The following is a 22,026-nucleotide window of genomic DNA, read 5'->3' on the forward strand; positions in this document are numbered from 1 at the left end:
TACGAAATGCCCTTAAATTGTGGAACGCAAGTACGCATTGATGAATGGATCCAGCTGTCCGTCCATTACAGCTTGTGTATTTCCGGATTCTTCATTCGTCCGATGATCTTTTACCATGGAATATGGATGGAATACATAGGAACGAATTTGGCTTCCCCAGCCAATTTCTTTTTGTTCGCCGCGAATTTCGTTCAGCTCTTGCTGCTGTTTCTCAATCTCAAGCTGGTACAACTTCGCTTTCAGCATCTTCATCGCGTGCTCGCGGTTTTTAATCTGAGAACGCTCCGATTGACATGTCACGACAGTATTAGTAGGAAGATGCGTAATCCTTACGGCAGAATCCGTCGTATTGACGTGCTGTCCGCCGGCACCGCTGGAACGGTACGTATCGATTTTCAAATCCTCTGTCCGAATGTCTACATCGATATCATCATCGAATTCTGGCATTACATCACAAGAGACAAACGATGTATGACGGCGTCCTGAACTGTCAAATGGGGAAATACGCACAAGACGGTGCACCCCTTTTTCAGCCTTCAAATAACCATATGCATTCAAACCTTTGATCAACAGCGTTACACTTTTCACACCAGCTTCCTCACCAGGAAGGTAATCTAGTGTCTCCACTTTGCAATTATGCTTCTCAGCCCAACGCGTGTACATACGAAGCAGCATACTCGCCCAGTCCTGAGATTCCGTTCCGCCGGCACCTGGGTGCAACTCTAGAATTGCATTGTTTTTATCGTATGGCTCACTTAGAAGCATGAGCAGTTCAAATTCATCAAGTGCTTCACGCATGGAGACGATTTCTTCCTCCAACTCAGCGCGAAGATCTGCGTCGTCTTCTTCTTTCACCAATTCGAAACTAACATCCAAATCTTCATGCTGGGATAATAGCTTTTCATAGCCATCCACTGATTCCTTCAAGCCATTGGATTCATTGATGACTTTCTGAGCTCCTTGCTGATCATCCCAGAATGTAGGCTCAAGCATCCGATCCTCTAACTCAGCAATACGGGCTTTCTTTTGATCTAAGTCAAAGAGACCCCCTAAAGTCAGTTAGTTGTTTTTCCATTCGATCAAGTTCATTTCTGATTTCTGCTAATTCCATTTTCTCTCACCTCATATAAGTCTGTAACAAACACTATTATACTCTATGACCGTGACAGAACCCGCGCAACAACTTGCACGGGTTTGTCAAAATCACTGACCATGACAGTTCTTGTATTTCTTACCGCTGCCGCATGGGCATGGGTCATTCCGTCCTATCGTATCGCCTTTGACGACTGGAGCTTTTTTCTTTTTCTTATCAGCTTGTGTATCATCGCCACTGACAGCTTGGACACCTTTCGCAACTTCTTCACGCTGCAGGTTATCGCGGATTTCTGCTTTCAGAACGTAACGAGTGACTTCTTCCTTAATGGAAGTGATCATCGCTTCGAACATATTGTAGCCTTCCAGCTGGTATTCACGAAGCGGATCGTTCTGACCATACGCGCGCAAGTGGATACCTTGGCGAAGCTGATCCATCTGATCGATATGATCCATCCATTTCGTATCAACCGTACGAAGCAAGATGACTTTTTCGAACTCGCGCATTTGATCCGGAGCCATTTCTTCTTCTTTCTGTTTCAAATGCTCTCCGATTTTCTTAAGCAGCAATTCTTCGATCTCTTCTTCGTCTTTGTTCTTCAGCTCATCGACTCTCAGCTTGTCCTGCGGAAGCAAGTTAGCATGTGCATATTCCACTAATGCATCCAACTCCCAAGTCTCATCTGAATCGTCGGCAGTATGCGCTTGGACAACCATATGGACTGTATCCCGGACCATTTCATCTACTATAGCTTTGAGATCCTCACTATCGATTACCTCAAAGCGCTGTTTGTAAATGATTTCCCGCTGTTCGCGAAGAACATCATCATAAGAAAGAACTGTTTTACGGGAGTCGAAGTTATTACCTTCCACTCGCTTCTGAGCCGATTCCACAGCACGTGATACCATCTTACTCTCGATCGGCGTGCTGTCATCCATACCCAGACGATCCATCATATTGCGCATGTTGTCGGAACCGAAACGGCGCATGAGTTCATCTTCCATAGACAAGTAGAACTGTGTCACACCAGGGTCACCTTGACGTCCCGCACGACCGCGAAGCTGGTTATCAATACGGCGGGATTCATGACGCTCTGTCCCGATAACAGCAAGACCGCCAAGCTCCAATACACCTTCACCTAACTTGATGTCCGTACCACGACCAGCCATGTTCGTTGCGATTGTTACTGCACCTTTTTGACCGGCATCCTCGATGATCTCCGCTTCACGATGGTGGTTCTTCGCATTCAATACATTATGCGGTACACCCGCACGTTTTAACAGCTTGCTGATCAGCTCAGAAGTCTCAACAGCTACTGTACCGACAAGCACAGGCTGACCTGTTTCGTGGCGGGCCTTGATTTCTTCCACAACCGAACGGAACTTGCCTTCCATGGATTTGAAGATGTAATCAGATTTATCCTGACGTGTGATATCTCTGTTCGTAGGAATCTGAAGCACGTCCATATTATAAATATTGCGGAACTCTTCTTCCTCTGTTTTTGCTGTACCAGTCATACCGGCAAGCTTTTTGTACATACGGAAGTAGTTCTGGAAAGTGATCGATGCCAGCGTCATGCTTTCATTCTGGATCTGAAGACCTTCCTTCGCCTCAATTGCTTGGTGAAGACCGTCGCTGTAACGACGTCCCTTCATCAAACGTCCTGTGAAGCTATCAACGATGATGACTTCTTCGTCTTCCACAACATAATCCGTATCACGCTGCATCGTTACATGGGCTTTCAATGCCTGATTGATATGATGCGTGATAGATACATTCTTCAGATCGAATAAGTTTTCCAGGCCGAAGAATTTCTCCGCCTTGTTGATGCCTTCTTCCGTCAGAAGAACAGATTTCGTTTTGACATCGTTCGTATAATCTTCTTCCATCTTTAACACACGCACAAAGGAGTTAGCTTGTGTGTACAGACTTGCTGATTTTGCAGCTGAACCGGAAATGATAAGCGGTGTCCGCGCTTCATCGATCAAAATGGAATCGACCTCATCAATGATAGCAAAATTAAGCGGACGCTGAACCATTTGATTCTTATACAGCACCATGTTATCACGCAAATAGTCAAAGCCAAGCTCGTTATTCGTGCTGTACGTGATATCTGCTGCATAAGCTTCCTGCTTCTGTTCACGTGTCATACCAGCACCGTTCTGTCCGACAGTCAGACCAAGAAATTCGAATAACGGACGGTTATTCTCTGCATCACGACCGGCAAGATAGTCATTGACTGTGACAACATGCACACCTTCGCCAGATAAAGCGTTCAAGTAAGCTGGGAGCGTACTTGCAAGTGTTTTACCTTCCCCTGTTTTCATCTCAGCGATGTTACCGCCATGAATAGCAATACCACCTAGCAACTGGACATGGAAAGGTCGCATGCCAAGTACACGCTCAGCCGCTTCCCTTACAGTTGCAAATGCTTCTGGCAGCAAGTCATCCAAAGACTCTCCATCCTGATAGCGCTTTTTAAATTCATTAGTCTTCTCTTTTAATTGTTCATCTGTATATGCTCGATATTCATCTGCTAATGTTTCTATTTGTTCGGCTGTTTTCTGGGCACGGCTGACTTGCTTTTGCGTACCGTCTCCAAACACCCGTTTAAGTAGTCCACGCATAATAACGCTCCTCTTTTAAATCAAAAAAGTATAGTCCAAAAATAATAATAACACTAGGTTTGGCGGTTTACAAGAAAGGGAAACCAGCTACTTCCAAAAACAAAAAAACAGCGGCGCCCAGTCCCAGGACGCCGCTAAACATGGAAGGATTGCCATGTCAGACATTCGCAATATTGTAATCGCTACTCCAGCCGCATGAATGCCACCATCAGTTGGAAAGCGCAGCCCCAAGGGAGGAGGCTGCGATTATCCTGGTGGAGTCTTGCGGGGAAAAGGAGACCGCCCCTCAGAAGACACGCGATCTGGAGGACAGATCCCGTTGCATTTGTTCGATGCACCAGCGTTCGAGCTGCTCTTGCTTCCATTGAAGTTCCGCCAGCCTTCGATTGGTCGCTGCGATGATCTCGAGCAGCTGTGTGATCGTATGCTCATGCTGTGTGAGTTGGGAATGGGAGACTCGGTGGACAGCATAATCTGAATCTCTGATGGTCAGTACCTCCTTTTGTTGTAGCTGACTTATTTATATCATGACGCTTTTGAAAGGAAAAACGACCGTTTTCGTAAAACACCGAAGGACTTTCTCCATAAAATACAAGAATTCGCCATCATCCGACAGCTTTCATCCCGATTTCTACGTGATTTTGAGATATCCCTTATCCGTTTTTGCAAAACGAGCTAAATTACAAAGGGCAGACGCATTTGCGTCTGCCCTGATCTATTTTTCATTAACTAGGCTCAATAAGCCCGTATCTTCCATCTTTACGCTTGTAGACGACATTTGTGTCTCCACTCGCTGAGTTTGTATAAACAAAGAAGCTGTGCCCTAGCATATCCATCTGCAGGATCGCTTCCTCGGAATCCATCGGTTTTAAGTCAAAACGCTTGTTTCGTACAATTTCGTACGGACTCAGATCTTCCTCTTCCTCCGCCGCGACGACAGCACTTGCTGCACTTTCATTCTCCATTGCAGCGAATGCATGCTTCGGTGCATCTCCGCTTTGACGGGAGCGTCGGTTCACTTTCGTCTTATGCTTCTTGACCTGACGTTCCAGCTTCGTTACAACCAGATCAATTGCAGCATATAGATCATCATGACTTTCCTCTGCCCGCAATAGCAAATTCTTCATCGGAATCGTCACTTCAATCTTCGACTCATTGTTATGCACACTCAAGTTTACGTGAACCTCGGAATCTACCGGGGAATCAAAATATCTCTCCAGTTTGCCTACCTTCTTCTCGATGTAGTCCTTGATTGCTTCTGTAGTCTCGACATTCTCGCCACGAATATTGTACTTCATAACAAGTGTCCTCCTTTCATCCTTATGAGGATACTTTCTACATTCCCTTTACAATACCTTCATAAACAAAGAAAAGAGTCAGAAAAATAAGAAGTTTAATCGAAATATGTCACGGTTTGGACAACAAAACTTTACATAATAAAAGCACCGGAACCAGAATCGGTTCAAGTGCTCCTTATTTCCGTTTATCGAGAAATCTCCCATCAAGCGTCTGCATGCTAGCGTACGGGTTTATATATTTCTTACCGGATTGCTTCTGTTTCTTGATGGTACGTATATCAATCTTTAATTGGTCGAATATTCCCTGGACATGCTTGCTGATCCGGTCATTCATCGGCAGCAGCTCTTTGCCCAAAAGATTTTCCTCCGTCGTAAAAGGAGGCTTCAGCTCTTCCATTTGACCGGAGCGGACCTCGAGAAGTGCTGTAAGAGAGTTGACGACTTCTTCCCGATTTTCTGACGTTACTGGCTGACTGACGAGTGAATCCAACTGTGCAGTCGTGTCATATAGAGCCTGTACCCGGTTCATTAAACAGATGCTCCTGTGCCGAATTGCTGCTTGCGCGTTTGTTTTACGACTTCTTTCCATGTGTCACGGAAATCAGTGATTAAATCTAATGCACTGCTGAGCGCTTGCAGATCATTATGCGTATTTGCTTGGATAAGCTGCTGATTGATGAAATCATACAAAGGCATGATTTCTTTTGTGATTGGCACTTCAGGATCAAGGGTAATCATCAGCTCACGCACGATGTTTTGTGCTTTTTGGATGTTTGTGTTCTTACTCTCTATATCTTTCTTCTCAATTGCCTGCTGAGCAAATTTGATGAATTTGATACAGCCGTTGTATAGCATGAGCGTCAGCTCACCTGGAGAAGCGGTCTGAACGGAATTTTGCTGATACGCCTGGTAATTTTGTACCGACATGTTTGTATTACTCCTTTAGCGCTTATCCGCCGAAGCTGGATGTCAGATAAGCGGATTGTTGATTCATTTGGCTGATGGCTTGTTCCATGGCTGAGAATTGACGCCAGTAGCGATCTTCAGTTTGGGTAAGATAGTCTTGGAAGTCGTCGATGCGCTTTTCAACGTCATCCAGCCTTTTACCGATAGTGAACTGATCGTTAGTGTATGTCGATTTACCGGCCTTTTTATAGATATTGTCCATCGTCGAATCTACTGTTTTCTCCAAACGCTGCAAAATTCCTTGGCTCTCTCCTTCTGCACTGTTTGAGAATAACTTGTAAACACCATCTGGATTTTCACGTAAGGCATCTTTTAATTGCTTCTCATCTATCACAAGTTTTCCGTTCTCAAGATAGTCTTTGGAAGTGGTAATCCCTATTTGTGCTAATTGAGTATATTCTCCGCCTGTTTCTACATTACTGTACCAAGCATTCCTCATTGAAAAAAGACCGTTCTGAAGAACTGAATCGCCTTTTAACATCCCACTTTTCGCTTTTTCATCCCAAAGCTTGATTTCATCTTCTGACATTTCTTTCTTCTGATCGTCAGTTAGAGGAGGATAGTCTCTGTATACCTTCTCATCCAGTCGCCCGTTTACTTCTTCTATAATCTCGTTATATTTATCAACAAATTCTTTAATTTTATCGTAAGCAGCATCAACATCGTTATCGACTGAGACTCGTACTGGGCCTTTTGTTTCTTCCACAAAGTTAAATGTTACGCCGCCCAGTGAATAGCTGTTTTTAGAAGTCTCGACATCTAACACGCCATTGTACGTTATTTTTGCATTTTGACCGCCTGACTCATTTTCATTTTTCAAGTTCAAGAAACCAGAAAAAAATGCGTTATCAGCGCCAAAATCAATTTCTGCATTCCGGCTGAGTAGTTTACCATCATTATCGTATATATCTTCGTTAAGATCTCCCGTGTACTTCTTTTCCATAACTACCTTACCAGATTGTGTATCATAGGAAGCACGGACACCTGCATTGGAATTCGTAATATCTTTTAGAATATCATTCAAGCTATCACTACTCGTAAACGTTTTATCGTATTTGATTTCCGTTCCTTCTTGATCGTAAGTTGTAAAAGAAACAGTAAATTGTTCTCCTATAGGTTCATCAGGATTAAAATCATCCCCCCCAACACTACCCGTACTCACATTTATTGCAGCTGTAGCTACCTGTGTAACTTCAATACTATAGGATCCATTGGAGGCTGAAGAATCAGCAGTTGCTGTTACAGCACTGCTTGATGAAGTTGTAGTCTTTTGATTATAAGTAGTTGAAAGCTTCATGTTGGTTAGCATATCGTCAAAGCTCTTTAGAGACGTATTCACTTCGCGATATGAGTCCTGCTGCCATGTTAATTTCGTCTGTTCTTGCTGCATCTTATATAATTTTTGTCGCTCAGCATTCATTAATTGTTCAACTAACGAATCCGTATCGATTCCGGAGGCTAGTCCTCCGACACGCATAGAGTTACTGCCTGAAATACTATCTACCATATAATCACCTACTCCTTATATTTTCTTATCAACGAGAAGTCCCATAAATTCGGCCATTTTTGCGTAACCATCCAAAAGCTTTTTAGGCGGAATTTCTTTTATGACTTCCTGTGTATCGGAATCAACCACTGTAACAAAATATCGATCCAACTCTTCATGGAGTTCGAATTTCATGTTTGTATGGGTTGGTTCCAAAAACTTATTCATTGTTTCAATCACTTTTTCAATATCTGATTTATCGTAATCATTATACGGTTTGGAACCGCTTGATGCGGACTCCTGCTTATGTATGACTCCGCTCTCTGCGAGTCGATTTTCGCCCGCCAGTGGTGTAACATGCTGTGAAGCGGAAGAAGATAATTTGTCTATCATCAAAAAGCCAACTCCTTGCACATGCGTTTCTCTTTATATCGGCAGGATGTGTAAGATGTGAATAGCGGAAGGGTAAAAAAGCACAAAAAAAAAGAGCACAGCCACCTGTACCCGTACATGTGAAGATTAATTGTATACAATACCACCATCAATTAGAATTGCCTGACCTGTCATATAGTCAGCGTCTTCAGAAGCAAGATAGGAAACGAACTTGGCAACATCTTCAGGTTCCTCGCTGCGACCAAGCGCAATATCATTCGTGAACTTCTCGAATGCCTGGCCTTTTTCTAGTCCCATGTAATCCACCATTTTGTCATCTATCCGTTCCCACATGCTAGTGCCGACAACTCCTGGGCAGTAAGCATTAACTGTAATTTTATCCTGTGCCAGTTCCTGAGCAGCAACTTGTGTCAAACCGCGAACTGCAAACTTGGTAGCTGAATATGCACCAAGTAGGCTGAAACCTTTATGACCGGCAATGGAACAGGCATTAATGATTTTCCCGCCACCCTGTTTCTTCATCTGTTCAGCGGCTGCTTGCATACCAAACACTGTACCATTCACGTTAATGCTGAATATTTTATTCAGATCATCTTCGCTCACTTCTAAAATCGGAGCAACTTGATCTACACCTGCATTATTGACGAACACATCGACAGAACCAAATGCTTCTGCTGCCTTCTCCACTAGCTGGAACATATCATCCCGTTTGCTTACATTCGCCGGAATACTAATCGCTTCAATACCGTTATCTTTCAATTCCTGTACTGTCTCTGAAGCTTTGTCTTCCTGTAAATCACTGATAACAATGTTAAAACCATCATTCCCAAGCCTAGTTGCAATTGCTTTCCCAATACCTTGTGCAGATCCTGTAATTACAGCTGTTTTTGCCATTTCTACCAGCTCCTTTTCTACTAATTCAATAGTCTTTTTCCACTAGTAGAAAAGGATGAAACGTCAAAATGTAAGCAGTTTCAACTTAATTAATAGAAATGCGTTTGCTGGTCCGAATTGCTTGGGTTAATGTCGCTGTTGTCCTAGCGTTGAAGCTGACACCTAGCTGGACAGCAGTCTGCGCGATTTCCGGACGCATTCCAGAGATCACCGTTTCTACGCCTACTAGTTTTAGTGCATCAACTAGATAGAAGATTTGCTGTGCGACCATTGTATCAATGATAATGACACCCGATAAATCAATGAATAATAAGTCAACATCCTGTTCAGTACATTCACGCAATGTATTCTCCAAAATCAGTTTTGCTCGATTCGTATCAATATCACCCACTAGCGGCAGCAGCGCAGTTGTATCGTTTAGCAGAATAACCGGCGAACTAAGCTCATTGATCATTTCCTGCTGGGCTTGCAGCTTACGATTCGAATAATGGTGCATTTCCTCTGTAAATTTAAGAATGACATCATCAAAAGCCTTAATAATTTCACGGTTCCATAGCTCAAACATATCTTGGTCAATGGTATCTTTATGTAAGGTATAGAATTCACGAATTAAATCCAGATGCTGACCGCGAGTAACCATGAACTCCCGGATAATCTGATGAGTAGGTGTATTCAAATGGTTCTCGTCACGCGCTGTGGCCACAATCCATTCCTGAAAATCCTTTTCAAAAGCTTCTTTATCTTCTATAAATATTCGGAAGAAATGAAGATGAAATTCGTAGTTTTGTAATTTGAGGTTATGTATGGTTTCTGGATCGTTGGATGCGTAAACGCCTGAACTATTGGTTTTGTCCAACTGTTCATACCACTTTTCATTTAGGTCTTTTGCTTTTTGTTCTAAAAACAAATACAAGTCTTTATTCCTATGCATTTTACTGCTCCTCCTAGGGATTCAATTAATATCATTATGTATAAATATAAGTAATTTCAGCATTTTTGTAAATTTATAAGATGTTTTTCTGAAAATTCTTTATCACTCCTGAATTAGGAGAATTTCCCCACTCTATACCCACTTTTTCCTTAGTTAAAACCTCTTTTTCAAAAATAAAAAAACCGTCATTAAAATGACGGTTTTACACAGGTTGGGTATAAACAGAAATCTTCTCCTGAATAAATTTCCAAACTCTTTCAGAAGAATTGCTGTCTTGGTAGTGATGCACTTGATCTCGTATTTGCTTACGTTCAGCGCCATACCAGGAAGGATTCTCCAAAAAGGACGACAGTGCATCTTGCAGCGCTTCCTGTGTCGTCACTTTCGGTCCTGGCGTCCAGTTGGTATACGAATCTAGTATGAACCCGCGATTTTGCTGATAAGACTGTAAATCTACCGGTGAAAAGATAATTGGCTTATCCAGTAGCAAATAATCGAAATAAATGGAGGAATAATCCGTAATCAGCATATCCGCAAGCGGCATGATTTCGTACAAATCCATTCCATAGCGCGTCAACATCTCATCCGTCAGCAAATGGACACGTGTTTGCATCTCGAAATGATTTAGAAACAATTTTTCCTCAGCTGGATGCAGTTTAACGATCAGCTCCAGATTTTCTCTCTCTAGAAAATCGTAAAATTGATCATTATCAAAGCTTTCCATACCGAAAAGATTATCCCGATTTAAATTCGTATCCGCTCGATCATTATGAGCTACCTGCCTATAAGTCGGCATAAAGAAAATCATTCGACTTTCACTTGGATCTATATCGAATTCTTCTCTGAGGAAATGTGTATCAGGTCGCTGCAGCAGCAAATCATTACGAGGTGCGCCGGTCAGCTGGATATGTTCAGGATTCAGCTTGAAACAACGAGTCATCAAATCACTGAAGAACTCTGAGTACGAACATACATAATTAATGCTCGCCCATCGATCCGCCAGTACATGTTTGTTTTGCTCGTTTTTGTCCTGGTATCCCATAGCTTTCAGCGGGAATCCATGCCATGTATCGAAGATTAACTGGTTTGGATTATAAAGCTTTTTATTGTGTTTGATATTCGCTTCCGTAATGATTAATACGTCAGCAGCTTTGACTTTTTCCTGGAATTCCTGTGTTTCCTGCTGTTGTAGAAGCTCTACATCAAAAGCCTCTCGGACGGCTTCAGGAATATATTTAGCTAATGCGTACGTATTCGAGCCGCTGCTGTTACGCGCTACCATCGCCAGCTTTTTACGTCCAGTAGTGGAAACAGATAGCTCATCTGGTCTATAGGGCGCTTCTCGGTGCAGCTGATCGATTTTCCATGTTCCCGCCTTATTTACCAGCTCTAGTCTGCAATATACTTTCTCAGAACGATTTTGCTCTTTCCAAGTTTGGATCAGAAGCAAGCGTACTGAAGCTCTTGTATAATGAAAGTCAACAGATTCTACTTTAGGATATGCAACCTGTCTCGTTACATCGGCCTCAACTGGCTTGAACTCTTCCATAATATATCGCTGGGTGAAGAAACTCGCTAAATAATCGACCTCTTCCTCCGTTTGAATGACTGACTCAGATCCATCAATTGCACAAGTTAAAATATCGTTCAATACTTTATAGTAGAGATATTGTGAATCATGAATCGCCTGCAAAGGTATTTCTGTATCACTTTCATCATTTAAGGCATTCTCTAGGTTATGCACTACAGAATCAATGTAATATGGCTGGACCATTGATTGGCATTTTTCCGCTGTAGGCAATTCATAAGTACCCTCAGCGATAGCATGCAAATTATCCAAAGTTGGCAGCTCTTCACTAGATCCTTCAAAGACTGTTACAACTCCTCTAGATAATGCTTCAACTGTTAGCAAGTGAGATTCTTCATAGTTGCCATTAACAATAATTGCTGTTGCCGAATCGACAAGCCGCCACGTGTCTTCCGTTGCATCTTTCCAATCAATTGTTACGATCCCCATTTTAAGAGCCATTTCTTGAATAGCCGCCTTATCAGAACCCTCACCGATCATCGTCAACTGCGCTTTATTCTGTATACTTCTAAAGGCAGTAAAAATCTGCTCAAAATGGTTATCGAACAAAGACAGTTCACCGACAGAAATAAAATGTGCATTATCTGCAGGTCGAGGAATTGTATCATGCTTCTCCTGCAATATCGGATCACCAATCATATGCAGCCATTGATCTTGAAACGCGTATCGCTGAATTGCTTCCTCAAGCTGTTCGTTCATTACCAAATGCCGATCAGCAAATTTTAGCGCATCTTCATAACCATACTCCTCAGGTACTCCTTGCAACCATGAATAGATTCGAGGTGCCGAGCCCTGAAGCTGCGCTACAGCTGTTCGGCATACATAATTAAGAAGCGGTGCTCGTACTGCAACAATCACATCCGGCTTGCCATGATGACGTAAGCTATTTGTATACCCTTCTATAAGTGAATCCGGATTCTCGTACTCTAGCCCACTTTTCTCTCCATAATAATGGATTTCCGGTAAAGCAGACTCCCATTCCGCATGTTCCGGGCGATACGCTTGGAACACACGTACTTGATGACCACGTTCTGTCAGCAGATTTGCTGTCTTTGTTAAAGTCTGTTCTAGCTGGCCGCTACCGTCAGCGTAGATGAGGGCGAAATCAATGATCATGAGCGAACCTCCGATACAAGTAGTTGTTGTTCTTATTCTACAAGTTTACTCACGGATTTGCACATACAAAAAAAATCGCACAAGGCGACTAACGCCTGTGCGATTTTTAGTAAAAAGCTCTTCAAGAACTTACTGAAGCAATTGAAGTACGCCTTGTGGCTGCTGGTTAGCTTGAGCCAACATAGACTGAGCTGCTTGAGAAAGAATGTTGTTCTTAGTGAATTCCATCATTTCAGAAGCCATGTCAACATCACGAATACGAGACTCAGCAGCTGTTAGGTTTTCAGAAGATGTACCTAGGTTATTGATAGTGTGATCAAGGCGATTTTGAACCGCACCTAGTTTAGAACGCTCAGCAGATACACTCTGGATTGCTTTGTCAAGAGTAGTGATTGCTGAATCAGCAGAACTTTCATCAGAGATATCAATACCTTTTGTAACAGTAGCGTCATCAGCTAGTGCTGCAGTAGCTTCACTGAATGCAACAGTACCTGTTTTAGCTTCTACGCCAGTACCAGCAGTGTCAGCTTTTAGGTCTGCAAGTTTGTAGTATCCATCATTATGGAATACAGCTACAGCATCACCATTAGCATCCTGAAGTGTTTTTGCTCCTGTAAGATCTACACCGTCTACAGTGATATCTTCAGTAGCAGCAGTAAGTTTGTTGTCTACTTTAAGTGCATTAGCACCCATATCAGCGATAGAAACGTTAATGCTTTGACCTTCGTTAGCACCAATATGGAAAGTAAGGTCAGTAGCTTCACCGTTGATTAGTTTTTTTGTATTGAATTCAGTATCTGTAGAGATACGAGTGATTTCTTCTGCAAGTTGGTCTACTTCTTTTTGAAGCTCAGCACGGTCAGCGTTAGTATTTGTGTCGTTAGAAGACTGTGTAGCCAACTCACGCATACGCTGTAGAATAGAATGAGTTTCGTTCAAAGCACCCTCAGCAGTTTGGATCAAAGAGATACCATCTTGTGCGTTTTTAGAAGCCATGTCAAGACCACGGATCTGTCCGCGCATTTTTTCGGAGATTGCTAGACCTGCAGCATCGTCTCCAGCTTTGTTGATTTTAAGACCTGAAGATAGCTTTTCTAAAGATCCTTGAGTTGCAGCAGAGTTAGCACTTAGTTTGTTGTAAGTGTTAAGAGCAGCGATATTATGATTGATTCTCATTATAAAATTCCTCCTTGAATGTAAGTACAGCCCACATCCTTGTGGTTTCACTGGTTCGCAGCGGTCGGCCGCCCGTGCTTACCTTTGCTGTACTATTTATATCGGAGGATTTCACCATATGTTTAGCTTTTTCTTTATTCTTTTTTTAAAAAATTAAGTAAATCGACAGAAGTTTCGACAGCCGCACTATTTTCCTGTTCAATTGATAGATAAACTTCCTTCCGATGTATAGCTATCTCTCTGGGAGCGTCTATACCAAGCTTGATCTGTTCACCATCAATACTCAGGACTTTTAATTCTATGTCATCACCAATCTTAACTGACTCTCCAACCTTTCTTGTGAGAACAAGCATTATTTTGCCCTCGCTTTCTCAGTTTGCAAAGGGGTACGAGAAGAAAAATCATCCGTAAGAATGACTTGCTGCCCTTTTAATGCATCTACATTAATAACAATTGGTGCCTGTAAATTAATCGTGCTCTTTTCAAAAGGTTTACGCAAAGTCAGTATTGATAAAACCTTCACTTGATCTGCTGTTGTGATTGCCAGCTCTTCTTTTGTTTGTTCACCCAAATCAAATGAATATTCCTCACAGAAATGGTAAGGGCTGGCCACTACAAATGCCACGTGGACTGTTTCAGTACTTTGCAGAATTTGAAATACAGGGTTATCCGGAAAATCAATCAATACAAACATCTTTTCCTCCTGGAAACCCGGTAAGCCTTTAACGAAACGAATCACCTTATCCTCATCAACTAACATACTTCCAAAATATTTTGTTTCAATATTCATTTCTAAACTCCTTATATATTAAGTTCGAAACCATTAACGCCATAGAATTTCAAGTTTTCAAAGTCTACTTTAAGTGACTGATATTGCATGATACCTGTATCCACTTGACCGCGTTCATAAGCGACCTGCGGCTTATTCGGGGTATTCTTTATTTCCGGAGCATTGATATTCACATCAATTTCCAAATTAGATGGCTTATAATCGATTTTTACAGAAAAACGGGAGGGAATCCAGCCAATAGCGAAATCCTTCAATTTCCTTTCATCTATCCGTTTCGCTTGTGCCACAATTGGATCTCCCCCATTTTCAATCTCCATCATTTCTTTGCCTTCCTGAACCCGGCGCGCTATGCCTTCCAAATTTGATTTCTTACCGAGGTTAGCAAAATCCTCTGTCCGCTTAAAAACAGATTTCAAGTCCATATCATTCCAAGCTTGTGTCTGATCAATAGTAAGCTTTGATGGGGTCGTATGCATTGTGATTTCCGCTTGAGGCTGACGGATAGTTTGCTCCGCTTCTGGCTGTTGAATATTTACAGTAGCATCTGTCGTATTAAGGCTTATCTTAGCTTGCTGAGACTGTAATCGTACCTGTGGCATTTGCATAAATATTGCTCCTTTCTACACAAAAAGCTCCGCCAACTGGCAGAGCTTTATCTATTTTTATCGTAGGAAGTCCATCAAGGTTGGTTGGATAATTCGTGCACCAGCAGACATTGCTGCTCGGTGTACAGCTTCCTGAGAAGTAAGATTCATAATAACTTCTTCCATCTCGGCATCTTCGTTATTGGACATCAATTCTGTAGCAGAAAGCTCCTGGTCTCCCAAGCGCGATTCTACAAGATCCATGCGGTTCATCCGAGCACCTATATCTGCTCGTTCATTGACAAGATTATTGATATTCTCATCAATCAGTCCAATGTATTGATCCAAGTCCTCATCAGAGCCATCCGAGCGAAGTGCAGCTGAGAAGTTATTCAAGTCATCGAATAATTTATTTCCGAATACTGCACCGCCATCGACATTGATTTTTACATCAACGCCTTTGGATAAAGTCAGATTAACAGCATTAGAATTGAAATCTACAGTTGTGCTTCCATCCTCATTAATTGTAACTGGAGCAGTGTTAGTAGCGGAGCCATTAAAGATATATTTCTCATTTACTTGTGTATTCGCAATTGTTGCCAGCTGTTCTTTCAGCTGATCAACTTCCTCTGCAATATTACCCCTCTGGCCTTCTTCATAAGTACCATTGCTCGCTTGGACAGCCAGTTCCCGAAGTCGCTGCAGTGCACTTGTTGCGTTGCTCAAAGCGGAATCAGAGTTATCAATCCAAGTCTGCGCCTCTGATAGGTTTCGCTTGTACTGTGCTACATCACGTACCTCTGTTCGATAGCTCATACCCTTTGTAGCAACAACTGGATCATCAGAAGGCTTTGTGATTTTTTTCCCTGATGACAACTGTTCGGAGTACTTGTTCAGGTCACTGTAGCTGTTGCTCAAATTACGCAGCATACTGTTTGACATCATACTTTGTGTTATACGCATGTTTCACTTACCTCCCTACTAATCCCATGTTGTTAATGATTGTATCAAGCATTTCGTCTGTGGCTGTCATGCTGCGGGCTGCTGCATTATAGGCGTGCTGGAACTTGATCATGTTGGTCATTTCTTCATCAAGTGAAACACTGGAGACAGATTGACGCTGCAAATCAGCTTGATCAACTAACGAAGTTGAGTTAGTCGCTTGTCTCTTGGCTTCCTGTGCATTTACACCCAATGTACCAATCATGCCTTCATAAAAGCTGCTGACAGAAGTACCGCCCAGTCCATCCAATGGGGAACGCATTGCTTCAGAAAGCTTCTTTGCGTTATCACCATTACCGGAAGTGCCGTCTGCACTTACTGCAATTAGATCAGGATTACCATCAATCTCATCAGACAAACTGATATTTGCCGCAGCACCGTACTCCGACCCACCAGCATCAAAGAAATCGATTCCTGAAACCACGCCACCTTTTGTATAACCAGTTTGCTGCACAGCATTGATGGCCTGTGCAAAGTTAAACGCCATCTTATCAAGGTTCTTCATCATTTCCGGATATGTACCTTTAACAGAACCATCTTCCAAATAACCATAAGAATCTATCAAACCTTTGAGCTCACCTTTGGATGTAAAATCTTCTACAGCAATTTCTGTATCTCCGAATGTGATACTCTCTACAGCTTCCATGCCGTTTTCATCTTGACCATACTGAATGGACAATGGCTGATATGTCTTCGTTTCTGGATCAACCAGCACTGCTTGAGCTGCACCTTGATCATCAACCAATGTAATCTTCGCGATACCTTGTGCAGCAGTCGGAGCCAAACCGCCTGAGTCTTGATATTCTACTTTAATGTTGACCATTGATGATAACTCATCAATGAGTACATCTCGTTTATCATACAAATCATTCGTTACCATGCCGTGCGGTTCCATCTCGGCAATCTGTTTGTTTAATTCATTTATTTGATTCATGTAAGAGTTGATACTCTTCACAGACACATTGTCAATTTGATCACGCAAATCGCCTCGGACGTTGGTAAGGCTGCCAGAGATATAATTGAACGTCTCTGCAACAGCCTTACCTTTCTCTAAAGCTACAGAACGGGCTCCAGATTCTTCCGGAGTAGCTGAAAGATCTTGGAGAGAGCTCCAGAAATCATCCAAAACAGCAGATAAGCCTGAATCAGACGGCTCATTGATGACGCCTTCCATACGGCTCAAAGCTTCTGATTTCATACTCCAATAAGCAGCCGTTCCAGTCTGCGAGCGATATTGCGCATCCAAATAGCTGTTGCGAATTCGTTCTATCGAACCTGCTTGGACACCTGTTCCCTGCTGTCCGGCTATTTGTGGACGATTTAGTCCTGCGGCTGGATATGGGGAGATTTGTTCGAAGTTAACACGCTGTCTTGTATAGCCTTTTGTATTTGCATTCGCAATATTATTGCTTGTCGTATATAACGCCGTCTGCTGCGCAAAGAGCGCAGAGCGGGCGATTTCTAATCCTTGGAATGTTGATCCCATGTATATTCCCCTTTTACCGATAGCTTTTCCGTATCTGTGTTATGCTTTGGAGTCAAATAAGGCGCGATTCTGCCGTCGCTGCTGATCTTGATTAGGTGTACCGTAGTTCAAAGATTGAATGGAGGGAGCAAGCATATCCAGTGAAATCTGCAAGAATTGCATCGACTGCTCCAGCAGCTGCCGATTAAGTGCTTCCTGTTTCTTAAGCTCTGTCACTGTTTCCGTAAGACCAATGAGCTCTTGTTCAAACTGAAAAGCTAACTTCTGATCTGTGATCAGTTCCAAAAGCTTTGAAACACTAGAAGGTACTGAAAGCCCAGAAGCAACAGCATATGCTTCTGTTTGCTTGATTCGCAGTTTCTCGAGCTGTGTTACTGCTTGGACATGCTTCTTCTCGGCAAGCAGCTGCTTCTGCAGACCATCCATATCATTTGATTTTAAATGATCCGTTTTCAGCCGGCTGATTTCCAGAAGACTCCGATGCAATTTATGCAGTTTTTCAATTGTTTCTAATAAAGCTTGTAAAGCCATGGTTGCTCCTCCTTGGTCTTATGACCAAAAATCCATCATTTTCTTAGCGGTTTTCTCTGCATCGACTTTATATTCGCCATTTTGTACTGCGGCTTTTATCTGTTCCACATGGCTCTGACGGCTAGCCTGGATTTTATCGCCTTCCTGAAGGCGTTTCGCCTCCGGAGAGATCTCCAATTTATCCTGGCGCTGACTTGCTTTTTGCAAATCAGCTTGCTGCTTGAGCTGTTTTGTGTACGGATTGAAACCGGATTGGTTCGGACCTTGAATTTTCAAAGATCTGCACCCCTTTCCAACTTCTTAACACTCTTACAGATAGTATCGGTCAACATCGGGGAAATGTTAAGCGATTTAACGAATTATTTCGCAGAACGGTCTGCATTGTAATAGACACGCTGCTCTTTAACACCGGCAGCTACCCGTTTATCATCCAATTCGCGGGCAATATCCAAATCTTTTCGCATTTGGTCTTTGCAATCTGTGCAAATTTCACCTTCTGTAATCTGATTGGAACAGTTACGGCAGGAATAAGACAGCATTGGGAATTGACTTGGCTGCAGTCGTTTTTCGCGGACAAATTTAATGATCAATGATTCTGGTACGGTTGTTACTTCCGTAATTTGCTGGATGGTTGCTTGGCGATTTTCACGTTTGCGCAGATATTGGTGTACCATTTGATAGGAACGTTCTTCCTCTCGATGACAATTCGGACAAATATCTCGGTAATCTCGTGCGAATACGCTTCCGCAGCGGACGCAATTTGCTAGTTCTAACATAGGCTAACGCCCTCCTCCTAGTATAATAGGTACACTCTTTGGTGACCTGTTTAGTATAATTATAGCATGCTAATGTGACAATCCTGCGGTTTACGCGACATTTGACATATGGGAAAGTTACCCCCTGATTAACGTACAGGCAGCCACAAAATCGGTACCATTTTCCTGTAAAACCTGAGCAGCATGCCTTAGCGTTGTGCCTGTTGTATAAATATCATCGATTAACACAGCGTATTTGGGCGGCTCTGATAACAAATGAAAAGGATTTTCTGCAGTCATCCTGTGCAATCGGCTGCGCTTGGATTGCTTCTCTCCGTGCTTTCTTCCTAGTACATCTTTCTGCTTGGCTCGTGTAAAAGCAGCTAACTCTCCAGCTTGGTTGAAGCCTCTATCCGCCATCCGCTCTGCGCTTAACGGAATAGGAACAACCTCATACTTGGAATCCTGGAAATGCTGATGATAGAGTTTGCGAAATTCTGCTTCGAACACTTTACCGAGCACATAATCGCCGCGATATTTCCATCGTGCTATATAATCCTGCATAAATGGCTCATAACTGTACAAAGAAATATTCTTCTCCAGCACAGCTTGGTAGCTCGTTTTCTCCCACTCCAGACAATCCGAACAAATACTAGAACCGGTCTGCTTCATGCAACTTGGGCAACCTGGCTCCTTCAGCCTGTGAAAAGATCCTTCGCAATTCCTACAAAGAAGTGATAATCGCTCCGGCCAGAAGAAAGTGGACCAGCTCGGTCGGGAAGTATACGATTCTCCGCATCCTACACAAAGGCTCATAGACGCTTTGCCCTTCGATTCATGTCTTGAATGGCCCGAACTGCTTTATCCATAGCATCACTTCTTCCTTCATGGAAAAAGACGACCTCTCCCGTCGGATCGGCCGGACTTCTGCCGGCGCGACCAGCAATCTGCACCAACGCTGCCTCATCAAACACATCATGAGCAGCATCTAAAATAGCCACATCCACAGAAGGAAACGTCACACCCCGCTCAAGAATGGTCGTCGTCAATATAATGGCTATTTCCCGATTTCGGAACGCCTGCACTTTTGCCTCTCTGTCTTTATCGGCAGCATAGACGGTTCTGATTAGTGTTTCAGCTTCTCTTTTTGGCAAGATTTTTTGCGCTGATGGACGCAACACTTCCATCGCTTCATCTTGCAGTGTATCAGCAAGTACCACGGTTGGAAGGAAAACAAGTACCTGCCTAGTCGGATTCCTTCGATTATTAAACCAATGCAGCAGCCCTTTTGGAAAGGTTCCTTTTCGCAATTGCTTATGCATACCAAAGCAGAGCTTTGAAGCAGGTACTGGAAGCGGCTGTCCATGAAACCTTACGGGAACGAAAACATGCGGGAGGGTTTTAGCGGCTATTTGCCGCTTTTCTTTTTGGCGCGGTGTTGCGGTGAGGAAGATAGAGGCACATGTCGGTTTCTTAGCTTTTTCCGAGGCGACATGGAGCATCGGGTCTGCATGAAATGGAAAAGCATCAATTTCATCAATAATGAGTACATCAAAAGCATGATAAAATCGCAGCAGCTGATGCGTGGTCGCCAGAATAAGCTGACCGTCACCGGTTTTATCCGGACTGCCGCCGTACAATGCTTGAACAGAGACAGTTGGGAAGGCCTGCTGAAATCGCGGCAGCAATTCCCGGACAACATCCGCTCGCGGTGTTGCGAGACAAATTCGTTTACCCTGCTGGAGAGAGGTTGTAATACCCTGGAAGAGCATCTCAGTCTTCCCTGCGCCGCACACGGCATGCACCAGTAGCTTCCCATTCTGCTTCATCGTCTGATCGATTGCATCTGCCGCAATCTGCTGATGTCTGGTCAGTTCTCCTTCCCATGCACAAGGATTATCATGAATGTGCCAGTCAGGCTCTGGGCCGGCCCATTCATAGAAAGTTTCACAGAAACTTACTCTTCCCATCTGAATGCAGTTTCTGCAATACAGATGCTTACTTCCACAAATCTGACAGTCAATGTTTTGCAAATGAGGCAGTGTCGCATTGCATCGATTGCAATACATGCTGCTTTTTTCTTTTCTGAGTGTTGGAATCTGTTTGAAGTGTTGGTGTTGGAGAGCTTCTCGGAGGGCATTCGTTGAGAGGGGGATTTCACGGCGCAATAATCGCTTGCCAGCATAGCGTTTTGGATCAAGTTCCATCTACTTGCTCCTTTCTATAAAAAAGGGGGGAGAAATTTTCTCCCCTGTTACACTTTGTACCATAAAAGTCCAATTGCACCTTCCCCAAGATGGGTAGCGATAACCGGACCGAAATAAGAAACTTCTACTTCTACATTCGGAAATTCAGCCGCCAATTCCCCGCGCAGTGTTTCTGCTTCTTCAGGTCGATTGCCGTGAAGTAAGCATGCTTTCATTTTCGCACCATCTGCTGCTTGTTCCGCTAACAATGCTTTGATACGGCTGATAGCTTTCTTCTTCGTACGAATCTTTTCAAACGGTACTATTCTTTTATCCTCAAAATGGAGAACCGGTTTCACCTGGAGCAAACTGCCGATAATAGCTTGTGCCCCGTTTAAGCGTCCTCCACGCTGCAGATTGGTTAAATCGTCAACGATAAAGTAAGCAATCATCGTTTCTTTCATTTCATCCATACGCTTGAGAATTTCTTCCACGCTAGCGCCTTGTTTCACCATACGAGCTGCTTCCAATGCATAGTAGCCTTGAGCCATACAGCTCAGCTCGGAATCATACGCATATACGTCAATTCCTTCGACCATATCGTCTGCAGCAACCATAGATTGGTACGTACCGCTGATACCGCTGGAAAGATGCACACTAATGACGGCATCGTAGGATTCACTCAGCTCCTCCAGTTTCTCTATCACTTTACCGACGACTGGCTGCGACGTCTTAGGCAATGCCTTCTGCTGCTTGACCTTGTCATAAAATTCCGAAGCGGTAATATCCACTTCTTCTTCATAAGTTGCATCGTCGAAAACAACTTGCAACGGGATCATATGTATGTCAAACGCTTCTCGCTGTTCTGGCGTAAGATATGCTGTACTATCTGTCATCACAGCAATTTTCATGCTATCGGTCTCCCTTATGTTATTCTGCTTTCTATCTAACGTTTTCTGTTTTCCATCTAACGTTTTATGCCTCTATCTTACCCTATGCCTGTCCTTTTTGCATCATTCAATTAGGAATTCCAACTCATGCGAGGAAGTAAATATTTAAAGATTACCTGCTTGAAATAGCTGATTTGCTTAATCCTTTATTAGAAAAACAAAAAAGAGGCTGGG

22 protein-coding genes are annotated in these 22,026 nt (G+C 43.1%); all 22 read right to left on the reverse strand.

The window, feature by feature from the left end:
* Positions 1 to 12: 12 nt before the first annotated feature.
* Positions 13 to 1,111 (reverse strand): peptide chain release factor 2 gene (prfB, locus tag CHH48_RS07525; RefSeq protein ID WP_099046372.1). Its coding sequence is split into 2 segments (ribosomal slippage): positions 13 to 1,047 and positions 1,049 to 1,111, totalling 1,098 coding nucleotides; the frame shifts between segments, so codons are not numbered across the junction.
* Positions 1,112 to 1,203: 92 nt separating this feature from the next.
* Positions 1,204 to 3,720 (reverse strand): preprotein translocase subunit SecA, encoded by a 2,517-nt coding sequence (gene secA, locus CHH48_RS07530; RefSeq protein WP_095218516.1) that lies wholly within the window; start codon positions 3,718 to 3,720, stop codon positions 1,204 to 1,206.
* A gap of 725 nt (positions 3,721 to 4,445) precedes the next feature.
* Positions 4,446 to 5,018, reverse strand: a complete 573-nt coding sequence (hpf, locus tag CHH48_RS07540; RefSeq protein ID WP_095218517.1) for a ribosome hibernation-promoting factor, HPF/YfiA family — start codon at positions 5,016 to 5,018, stop codon at positions 4,446 to 4,448.
* A 175-nt stretch (positions 5,019 to 5,193) separates the two neighbouring features.
* Positions 5,194 to 5,547, reverse strand: a complete 354-nt coding sequence (locus CHH48_RS07545; RefSeq protein WP_095218518.1) for a flagellar protein FliT — start codon at positions 5,545 to 5,547, stop codon at positions 5,194 to 5,196.
* Positions 5,547 to 5,945 carry a flagellar export chaperone FliS gene (gene fliS / locus CHH48_RS07550; protein ID WP_095218519.1) on the reverse strand — a complete coding sequence of 133 codons (399 nt, stop codon included), beginning with the start codon at positions 5,943 to 5,945 and terminating at the stop codon, positions 5,547 to 5,549. Before fliS ends, CHH48_RS07545 begins: the two co-directional genes overlap by 1 nt.
* A gap of 22 nt (positions 5,946 to 5,967) precedes the next feature.
* On the reverse strand, positions 5,968 to 7,491 hold the full coding sequence (locus tag CHH48_RS07555) for a flagellar hook-associated protein 2 (RefSeq protein WP_245840328.1): 1,524 nt from the start codon (positions 7,489 to 7,491) through the stop codon (positions 5,968 to 5,970).
* Between the two features lie 15 nt (positions 7,492 to 7,506).
* Positions 7,507 to 7,863, reverse strand: coding sequence for a flagellar protein FlaG (gene flaG, locus CHH48_RS07560; protein WP_095218520.1), 357 nt, complete (start codon positions 7,861 to 7,863; stop codon positions 7,507 to 7,509).
* A gap of 126 nt (positions 7,864 to 7,989) precedes the next feature.
* Positions 7,990 to 8,757, reverse strand: coding sequence for an acetoin reductase (locus CHH48_RS07565; RefSeq protein ID WP_095218521.1), 768 nt, complete (start codon positions 8,755 to 8,757; stop codon positions 7,990 to 7,992).
* Between the two features lie 85 nt (positions 8,758 to 8,842).
* The gene (locus CHH48_RS07570) at positions 8,843 to 9,688 is read right to left on the reverse strand and encodes an STAS domain-containing protein (RefSeq protein WP_095218522.1); all 846 of its coding nucleotides are present in this window, start codon (positions 9,686 to 9,688) and stop codon (positions 8,843 to 8,845) included.
* Positions 9,689 to 9,890: 202 nt separating this feature from the next.
* A complete protein-coding gene (locus CHH48_RS07575; protein WP_095218523.1) occupies positions 9,891 to 12,392 on the reverse strand; it encodes a CDP-glycerol glycerophosphotransferase family protein in 2,502 nt (833 codons plus the stop codon).
* A gap of 129 nt (positions 12,393 to 12,521) precedes the next feature.
* Positions 12,522 to 13,568, reverse strand: coding sequence for a flagellin N-terminal helical domain-containing protein (locus CHH48_RS07580; protein WP_095218524.1), 1,047 nt, complete (start codon positions 13,566 to 13,568; stop codon positions 12,522 to 12,524).
* Positions 13,569 to 13,702: 134 nt separating this feature from the next.
* Complete coding sequence (gene csrA, locus CHH48_RS07585; RefSeq protein ID WP_095218525.1) at positions 13,703 to 13,921, reverse strand: carbon storage regulator CsrA; 219 nt, start codon at positions 13,919 to 13,921, stop codon at positions 13,703 to 13,705.
* Complete coding sequence (gene fliW / locus CHH48_RS07590; protein WP_095218526.1) at positions 13,921 to 14,358, reverse strand: flagellar assembly protein FliW; 438 nt, start codon at positions 14,356 to 14,358, stop codon at positions 13,921 to 13,923. Before fliW ends, csrA begins: the two co-directional genes overlap by 1 nt.
* 11 nt (positions 14,359 to 14,369) lie before the next feature.
* Positions 14,370 to 14,963, reverse strand: a complete 594-nt coding sequence (locus CHH48_RS07595; protein ID WP_095218527.1) for a DUF6470 family protein — start codon at positions 14,961 to 14,963, stop codon at positions 14,370 to 14,372.
* A 57-nt stretch (positions 14,964 to 15,020) separates the two neighbouring features.
* Positions 15,021 to 15,905: a flagellar hook-associated protein FlgL gene (gene flgL / locus CHH48_RS07600; RefSeq protein WP_095218528.1), complete on the reverse strand. Its 885-nt coding sequence runs from the start codon at positions 15,903 to 15,905 to the stop codon at positions 15,021 to 15,023.
* A gap of 7 nt (positions 15,906 to 15,912) precedes the next feature.
* On the reverse strand, positions 15,913 to 17,430 hold the full coding sequence (gene flgK / locus CHH48_RS07605; RefSeq protein WP_095218529.1) for a flagellar hook-associated protein FlgK: 1,518 nt from the start codon (positions 17,428 to 17,430) through the stop codon (positions 15,913 to 15,915).
* Positions 17,431 to 17,469: 39 nt separating this feature from the next.
* A complete protein-coding gene (locus CHH48_RS07610; RefSeq protein WP_095218530.1) occupies positions 17,470 to 17,961 on the reverse strand; it encodes a flagellar protein FlgN in 492 nt (163 codons plus the stop codon).
* Between the two features lie 18 nt (positions 17,962 to 17,979).
* Positions 17,980 to 18,237, reverse strand: a complete 258-nt coding sequence (gene flgM / locus CHH48_RS07615; protein WP_038564523.1) for a flagellar biosynthesis anti-sigma factor FlgM — start codon at positions 18,235 to 18,237, stop codon at positions 17,980 to 17,982.
* Positions 18,238 to 18,320: 83 nt separating this feature from the next.
* Positions 18,321 to 18,737, reverse strand: coding sequence for a TIGR03826 family flagellar region protein (locus CHH48_RS07620; protein WP_095218531.1), 417 nt, complete (start codon positions 18,735 to 18,737; stop codon positions 18,321 to 18,323).
* Between the two features lie 117 nt (positions 18,738 to 18,854).
* Positions 18,855 to 19,388 (reverse strand): ComF family protein, encoded by a 534-nt coding sequence (locus CHH48_RS07625; RefSeq protein ID WP_095218532.1) that lies wholly within the window; start codon positions 19,386 to 19,388, stop codon positions 18,855 to 18,857.
* A gap of 140 nt (positions 19,389 to 19,528) precedes the next feature.
* On the reverse strand, positions 19,529 to 20,923 hold the full coding sequence (locus tag CHH48_RS07630) for a DEAD/DEAH box helicase (RefSeq protein ID WP_095218533.1): 1,395 nt from the start codon (positions 20,921 to 20,923) through the stop codon (positions 19,529 to 19,531).
* Positions 20,924 to 20,970: 47 nt separating this feature from the next.
* On the reverse strand, positions 20,971 to 21,813 hold the full coding sequence (locus tag CHH48_RS07635; RefSeq protein WP_095218534.1) for a DegV family protein: 843 nt from the start codon (positions 21,811 to 21,813) through the stop codon (positions 20,971 to 20,973).
* Positions 21,814 to 22,026 lie beyond the last annotated feature (213 nt).

Source organism: Terribacillus saccharophilus (genome assembly GCF_002272075.1).
Taxonomy (GTDB): domain Bacteria; phylum Bacillota; class Bacilli; order Bacillales; family Amphibacillaceae; genus Terribacillus; species Terribacillus saccharophilus_A.